5 protein-coding genes and 1 pseudogene are annotated in these 6,902 nt (G+C 64.1%); 1 reads left to right on the top strand and 5 read right to left on the bottom strand.

Features of this window, described 5'->3' with window-relative positions; translation table 11 throughout:
* Positions 1-643: 643 nt before the first annotated feature.
* Positions 644-1,105 (top strand): annotated as a pseudogene (locus tag PF446_RS02330) (alpha/beta hydrolase-fold protein); the annotation flags it as partial.
* Between the two features lie 49 nt (positions 1,106-1,154).
* Here PF446_RS02330 and PF446_RS02335 read toward each other — a convergent pair.
* The 5 genes from PF446_RS02335 to PF446_RS02355 all read right to left on the bottom strand — a co-directional run.
* The gene (locus tag PF446_RS02335) at positions 1,155-1,829 is read right to left on the bottom strand and encodes a GNAT family N-acetyltransferase (RefSeq protein WP_298069305.1); all 675 of its coding nucleotides are present in this window, start codon (positions 1,827-1,829) and stop codon (positions 1,155-1,157) included.
* A gap of 506 nt (positions 1,830-2,335) precedes the next feature.
* Entirely contained in the window at positions 2,336-4,006 is a 1,671-nt protein-coding gene (gene hutU, locus PF446_RS02340; protein WP_298069307.1) for a urocanate hydratase, read from the bottom strand.
* 65 nt (positions 4,007-4,071) lie between these two features.
* Complete coding sequence (locus tag PF446_RS02345) at positions 4,072-4,446, bottom strand: hypothetical protein (RefSeq protein ID WP_298069309.1); 375 nt, start codon at positions 4,444-4,446, stop codon at positions 4,072-4,074.
* A gap of 282 nt (positions 4,447-4,728) precedes the next feature.
* Complete coding sequence (locus tag PF446_RS02350) at positions 4,729-6,246, bottom strand: SulP family inorganic anion transporter (protein WP_298069311.1); 1,518 nt, start codon at positions 6,244-6,246, stop codon at positions 4,729-4,731.
* 233 nt (positions 6,247-6,479) lie between these two features.
* Positions 6,480-6,902: MFS transporter (locus PF446_RS02355; RefSeq protein ID WP_298069313.1), on the bottom strand; the 423-nt coding region annotated here is incomplete at its 5' end.

The raw sequence follows: 6,902 nt of genomic DNA on the forward strand, positions 1-6,902 counted from the left end.
CGGCGGCTCGAGGGCCTGAAACTGGTCGCCTACAAGGTGCCGCGCGGCACGGTGGCGTCCTACTTCCCCGAGTGCAATGTCCTGGTTCCGATTGGCCTGCACGACAGGATCTCCAAGACGCCCGCATCGAAGTCCGTACCGGTGCGGGTCGAAAGGCAAGCCTGACCGCCCTGCAGCGACCCGCAAGTGACCACCGGTTCCTTGCGGGTCCACGCCCCAGCCGCCGCACCTGCAGCCAGGGCCTTGCTGCGAGGCGTCCCCTCACGAACGAACCGCGGTGACCTCGATCTCCACCCGCATGCCGGTACAGATCATGCCGCAGGAAACAGGCCCCGCATGCGTATTTGCCGTACGCTGGGGACCCGCGGTATCCGAGGCCGGTCCCATGCAACGAACGTTCAAGGCTGCTTTCTGCCTGCTCCTCGTCGTTACCCTGTTGGCGCTTGGCGGCTGCCTTGCTGCGGGTGGCGACGTGACCCGGCCGATTCCTACAACCTTCCATGCGGCGCCTCAGCCGGCGCGCAAACTGGTGGTGATGCTGCCCGGGCGCGGCGACAGCCTGGCCGATCTGGAAAAACGTCATGTAGCCCAGCTGATCCAGAAGCAATGGCCGGACGCGGACGTGATCCTGACCGGCCTGACCATGCCCTTCTACCTCCAGGGTCACGCGCCGCAACGTCTGCAACAAGAAGTGATCGCGCCTGCACTCGCGCGCAAACCGCGCCAACTGTGGCTGGCCGGCATTTCCCTGGGCGGCATGGGCGCCCTTCTGTACGACCTTGCCTACCCGGGCCAAGCCCACGGCCTGTTGTTGCTTTCCCCCTACCTGGGCGATGCCCCGATCCACGCTGAAATCCGCAAGGCCGGCGGGCTCAAGCACTGGAATCCGGGACCACCGCAGCCGCTCGGACCGAAGACGTTCCAGCGCGAGCTGTGGCGTCATGTCCAGCACATGGGGCAGGACCACGAACGCACGCAAACGACCTGGCTGGCCTATGGCGCCAGCGACCGGTTCCGCAAACCGGACACCTTGATGGCGTCGATACTTCCGACCGACCACGTGCTGATGCTGCCCGGATCCCACGACTGGCGCCTGTGGCGCTCGGCACTGCCGAAATTGTTGCAGACCGTGACCCGGCAAACGTCGCCTGCGCTCAGCGATGCAGGGACCAGAAGCTCAGTTCCCTGCGAAGGGTGTAGCCCATCCGTTCGTACAGTGCCTTGGCGCGCTCGTTGTCAAACCCCACATGCAGGAACGGCGTATAGCCACGCTCAAGATTGTCATTGGACAGCATCGCCACCAGACGTCGCGCGAGTCCCTGGCCACTGAAATCCGGATGGGTGCACACGGCGCTGATCTCCTGTGCGCTTTCGGTGCCCAGGCGCTCGCCGATCATCGCCGCCAGCCGGTCCTGCTGGTAGATGCCGAAATAACGCCCCAGCTCCATGGTGCGCTCGCGAAAGTAGTGCGGATACACCAGCGCGGTCAACGCCAGCATGTCCTCGCGGTGTTCATCCGCCAACTCGATCACTTCAGGCCCGTCCACGGGATCCAGGCGTCGTGTACAGACCATCTGCGCGAGCGGCTCGAAAGCCTTCAGCGTCCAGCCGTTCAATGCGTCCGGTGCTACGCCAAGAAGCAGCACGGTGCGGTCGGGTTCGACCAGGCGTTCGAGCGATTCCGTTACATCGGCGTCTCTGCTCGAGACACCGAGAAAGGGCGCAAACGCGTCGGGATAGCGTGCCGCCTCACCATCCATGATGGCAAGATCACGATGACGCGTCTGCAGGGAGGACCAGAAAGGGTTGTCGAGTTCAACGAGATTCATGGCGCACACCCTGGATGCATTGCAGATAGATTACCGCTTTGGAAAGCATGGTCCCATGCACGGACACAGGAACCGCCTGGACGCCCCATGCCCTGCCGGAACGCCTGCCTGTTGCATCGATCAATGCACGAAAGTGCATGCTTTTCCGACGTGATGCGCGGCTGCAGCAGCTGTATCGCAGGGATTTCGTGCTGGCTGTCGACCACGCCATGTGCGATCGGGATGCATCACTCAGACATCGAGACGACGCGAAAGATCCTGCATGCCCTTGGACTGCATGCAGGAGCACGGCCGGGGGCGTGCGTCCGCTTGCGGCATGGCAGCGCCCGCATGGGCAAGTAACCGTTGCAAGCGCTTTCCTGACCATTGTATTCGCGTATCCGACACGCAGACCGGAAGCATGCATCGTGCGATGTCGCAATGGTCGCCCTGGCCGGCATGGGCCAGGATCTTGATCGCGCAGTTCAATCCATGCGGGAACCACCGGCCGTGTTGCCCAGCCGCACTCAAGCCATCGGCAGCTTCAGCCCCTGCTCCTTGGCGCAGGCGATGGCGTCCTCGTAGCCGGCGTCGGCATGCCGCATGACACCGGTTGCCGGATCATTCCAAAGCACCCGGGCGATGCGCTGATCCGCGGCTTCGCTGCCGTCGCAGACGATCACCAGGCCAGCATGCTGGCTGTACCCCATGCCGACGCCGCCGCCATGATGGAAGCTGACCCATGTGGCGCCGCTGGCGGTATTCAGCAGGGCGTTGAGAATGGGCCAGTCGGACACCGCATCAGAGCCGTCGCGCATGGCCTCGGTCTCGCGGTTGGGACTGGCGACCGAGCCCGAGTCAAGGTGGTCGCGACCGATGGCAACGGGCGCTTTCAGTTCACCCTTGCGCACCATCTCGTTGAAGGCCAGACCCAGTTTGTCGCGCTGCCCGAGGCCGACCCAGCAGATGCGCGAGGGCAGGCCCTGGAAGGCGATGCGCTGTTCGGCCATGTCCAGCCAGTGGTGCAGGTGCTTGTCGTCCGGGATCAACTGCTTGACCTTGGCGTCGGTCTTGCGGATGTCCTCGGGGTCCCCCGAAAGCGCCACCCAGCGGAACGGTCCGATGCCGCGGCAGAACAGCGGGCGGACGTATGCCGGCACAAAACCGGGAAAGTCGAAGGCACGCTCGCAGCCGACATCGAAGGCCATCTGACGGATGTTGTTGCCATAGTCGAAGGTGGGGATGCCCTGGGCATGAAAGGCCAACATGGCGTCCACATGCTGCTTCATGGACTTTTTGGCGGCATCGCGCGTGGCTTCCGGATCGCTCTTGCGGCGCTTGAACCACTCCTCGACGGACCACCCCAGCGGCAGGTAGCCGTTGACCGGGTCATGGGCGCTGGTCTGGTCAGTCACCGCGTCCGGTTTCACGCCGCGCTTGACCAGCTCGGGCAGGATTTCGGCCGCGTTGCCCAGTAGCGCGATCGACTTGGCCTCACCTGCCTTCGTGTAGTTCTCGATGCGCGCCAACGCGTCGTCCAGGTTGTCGGCCTGCTCGTCGACGTAGCGCGTCTTCAAGCGGAAATCGATGCGGCTCTGCTGACACTCGATGTTCAGCGAACAGGCGCCAGCCAAGGAGGCCGCCAGCGGCTGCGCGCCACCCATGCCACCCAGTCCCGCGGTCAGGATCCACTTGCCCTTCAGGTGGCCGCCGTAGCTCTGGCGTCCCATCTCGACAAAAGTTTCATAGGTCCCCTGCACGATGCCCTGCGAGCCGATGTAGATCCACGAGCCGGCCGTCATCTGGCCGTACATCATCAGACCCTTCTTATCGAGCTCGTGGAAGTGCTCCCAATGGGCCCAGGCAGGCACCAGGTTGGAGTTGGCGATCAACACGCGCGGCGCGTCGACGTGGGTGCGAAACACGCCCACCGGCTTGCCCGACTGGACCAACAGCGTCTCGTCTTCATCGAGCTCGCGCAGGGACTTGAGGATCGCGTCGAAGCACTCCCAGTTGCGCGCGGCGCGGCCGATGCCGCCATACACCACCAACTCGGCCGGGTTCTCGGCCACTTCTGGATCGAGGTTGTGCTGGATCATCCGGTAAGCCGCCTCGATCTGCCAGTTCTTGCAGCTCAACGCGGTGCCGCGCGGTGGATGGATCTCGCGGCTGGTGTCAATGCGGGTAGGCGCGGTCATCAGGGCTCTCCGTGCGGATATGGATCACGGCGAGTATAGGTCATGCGTCCTGTGCGCCCGAAGGATCAGGAGCCGCTGCGTGCGCTTGCCGGATGTAATGGCTTCAGCTTGACCGCCCGCTGCTGTACCGGATGTGCCGCTGCGTCGTTGACGCGATTGCGCTGGTTGGCACGATAGGCGTCATATTGCGCCTGATCGGCCTGCTGCAGACCGGATTTGCTTGCCGTGTCCTTGAAGGCCTGTTGCACGGTGCGGCTGGTCTGCTGGCGCTGCTGTTCACGCAGCGCGCTGCCCTGCAGCTGGGCGCGAAGATGATGGTCCTGGACGCTCTGACGGGCCTGTGCATCCGATTGCGCCCAGGCGCTGGCCGAACACGCAGCGCTCAGTGCAAGCGCGCCCAGAATGGCTATCGTTCGAGCTCGATGTATACGCAGTTTCATGTGCATTGATGATACTCCACGCAGCAAGGACGTCCATTCCCGCAATGAAATGCCGCCTTCCATGCATTGCCTTTCTTGCTCTTCTTCCGGGCACTACGACCAGCGGTGCCAGACCGTCGCATCACCCATCTGACCAAAATAGGTACCGTTGCTGCTGGTCTCGATTGATGTCTTTCGCGCCGACTCCCTTGACCGCGGCCTGCCGACCCTGCTCGAAGACGACAACTTCGCCGCCATGGAGCCGATGCTGAAGCCTGCCCCCGGATGATCCGTGTCCGGGGATCAGCCCAGCTGATCGTCTGCAAGGTGGTACTTCGGATCCTCGAGCACATTGACCTCGATCATCTTGCGCGCCTTGTGCAGCAGTTCGGCACAATCCGGGCTGAGGTGGCGAAGATGCAGCTGCTTGCCCAGTTTCAGGTAGCGGTCGGCGAGCGCGTCGATGGCCTCGATCGCCGAGTGATCCATGACCTTTGCAGCCTTGAACTCGACGATCACGTCCGCCGGATCCTCACGCGGCGTGAACAGGTCGGTGAATCCCGTCACCGAGGCAAAGAACAGCGATCCCTGCAGCGCATAGATCTTGCTGCCCTGGGCATCGATCGAGGTGGTCACCGAGATCTGCTTGGCATGCTTCCAGGCAAAGACCAGGGCCGCGATGACCACGCCCACCAGCACTGCGATGGCCAGGTCGGAGAACACGGTCACCAGCGTCACCGCCACCACCACCAGCGCATCAGTCCGTGGGACCTTGCCGAACACCCGCACGCTGCCCCATTCAAAGGTCTTTTCCGCCACCACGAACATCACCCCGACCAGCGCCGCCAGCGGAATGCGCTCGATCAGGTCCGAGCCGAACAGGATGAAGCTGAGCAGCGCGATGCCGGCCACGATGCCGGACAGGCGACGCGTGGCGCCGGCGTTCACGTTGATCATGCTCTGGCCGATCATCGCGCAGCCGCCCATGCCGCTGAACAAACCGCTGAGCACGTTGGCTGCTCCCTGCGCCATGCACTCGCGGTTGGGCTGGCCGCGGGTCTCGGTCATCTCGTCGATCAGGTTCAGCGTCAGCAGCGATTCGGTCAGTCCGATCACGGACAGGATCAGCGCATACGGGAACACGATGCGCAGGGTCTGGAAATTCCAGGGCACGTCGGGGATGTGGAACGGTGGCAGCCCGCCCTTGATCGAGGCCAGGTCGCCCACCGTGCGCGTGGCGATGCCACCGAACTGCGTCAGCAGCGCCACCACGATGATCGCCGCCAGCGCCGAGGGCACCACGCGGGTCAGCTTGGGCAGCAGATAGATGATCGCCATGCTCAGCGCCACCAGCCCCAGCATCACCGCGAGCGGCATGCCGGTCAGCCAGTGCAGCGCGCCGTCCGCGCCTTTTTCCTTGAAGTGGCTCAGCTGGGCCATGAAGATCACGATCGCCAGTCCGTTGACGAAACCCAGCATCACCGGATGCGGCACCATGCGGATGAACTTGCCGAATTTCAGCGCGCCGAACACCAGTTGCAGCAGGCCCAGCAGCACCACGGTGGCAAACAGGTACTGCACACCATGCAGCGCGACCAGCGACACCATGACCACGGCCATGGAGCCAGTGGCTCCGGAGATCATCCCGGGGCGACCACCCAGGACCGCCGTGACCAGACACATCATGAAGGCGGCATACAGACCGGTCAGAGGATTGACGTGCGCCACCAGGGCGAAGGCCAGCGCCTCGGGTACCAGAGCCAGGGCTACGGTGAGCCCGGACAGGAGGTTGTTGCGGGTTTCTTGAAAAGACATGGACATGACGCGAACTCGAGCACGATTGCGCGCACGGCCAGTCGCCGCGCGCGTAACAAACACCAGGGAATCCGCCCGCACCAAAGCGGGCAAACGGCAAGGGGCACCGCTGCGGGTGCCGGATGTCGAAAAGCTTGCTTACACCGGAAGCATCCATCGATGCGGCGCCGGACAGCGCCGTCAAGCCCGTCATTGTGGCATGCAGGCTGCAGCGGCGACACCCCGGCCCGCCCCTTCGGCTACTGCGCGACGCCTGCGTGCAGCGGGGTGTTGCGCGAGGTCAGTCGCGAGGGAATCGCGATCAGGCGCAGCGCACCGAGCAGTCCCAGCGCCGTCAGCAATGCCGTGAACACGCTCACGCCCAGCCAGCCGTAGCGGCCCCAGAATACGCCCCCGGCGACGCCAGCCAGGCTGGAGCCCTTGGAGTAGGTGAACAGGTACAGCGAGGAAGCCTGTCCCTTGGCGTGGGTGGCGCGCCGGCCGACCCAGCTGGCCGCCATCGAGTGCCCGGCGAAAAAGCCGAACGTGACTACCGCCAGCCCAGCGATCACCAGCGCCAGCGGATGCGCCAGCATCAGCGCGATGCCCGCAAGGATCAGCACGAATGCGCTCCAGAAACACTTGCGACGGCCGATGCGGTTGGCCAGGTGGCCCATCCAGCT

This window comes from Oleiagrimonas sp., assembly GCF_027858935.1.
Lineage (GTDB): Bacteria > Pseudomonadota > Gammaproteobacteria > Xanthomonadales > Rhodanobacteraceae > Oleiagrimonas.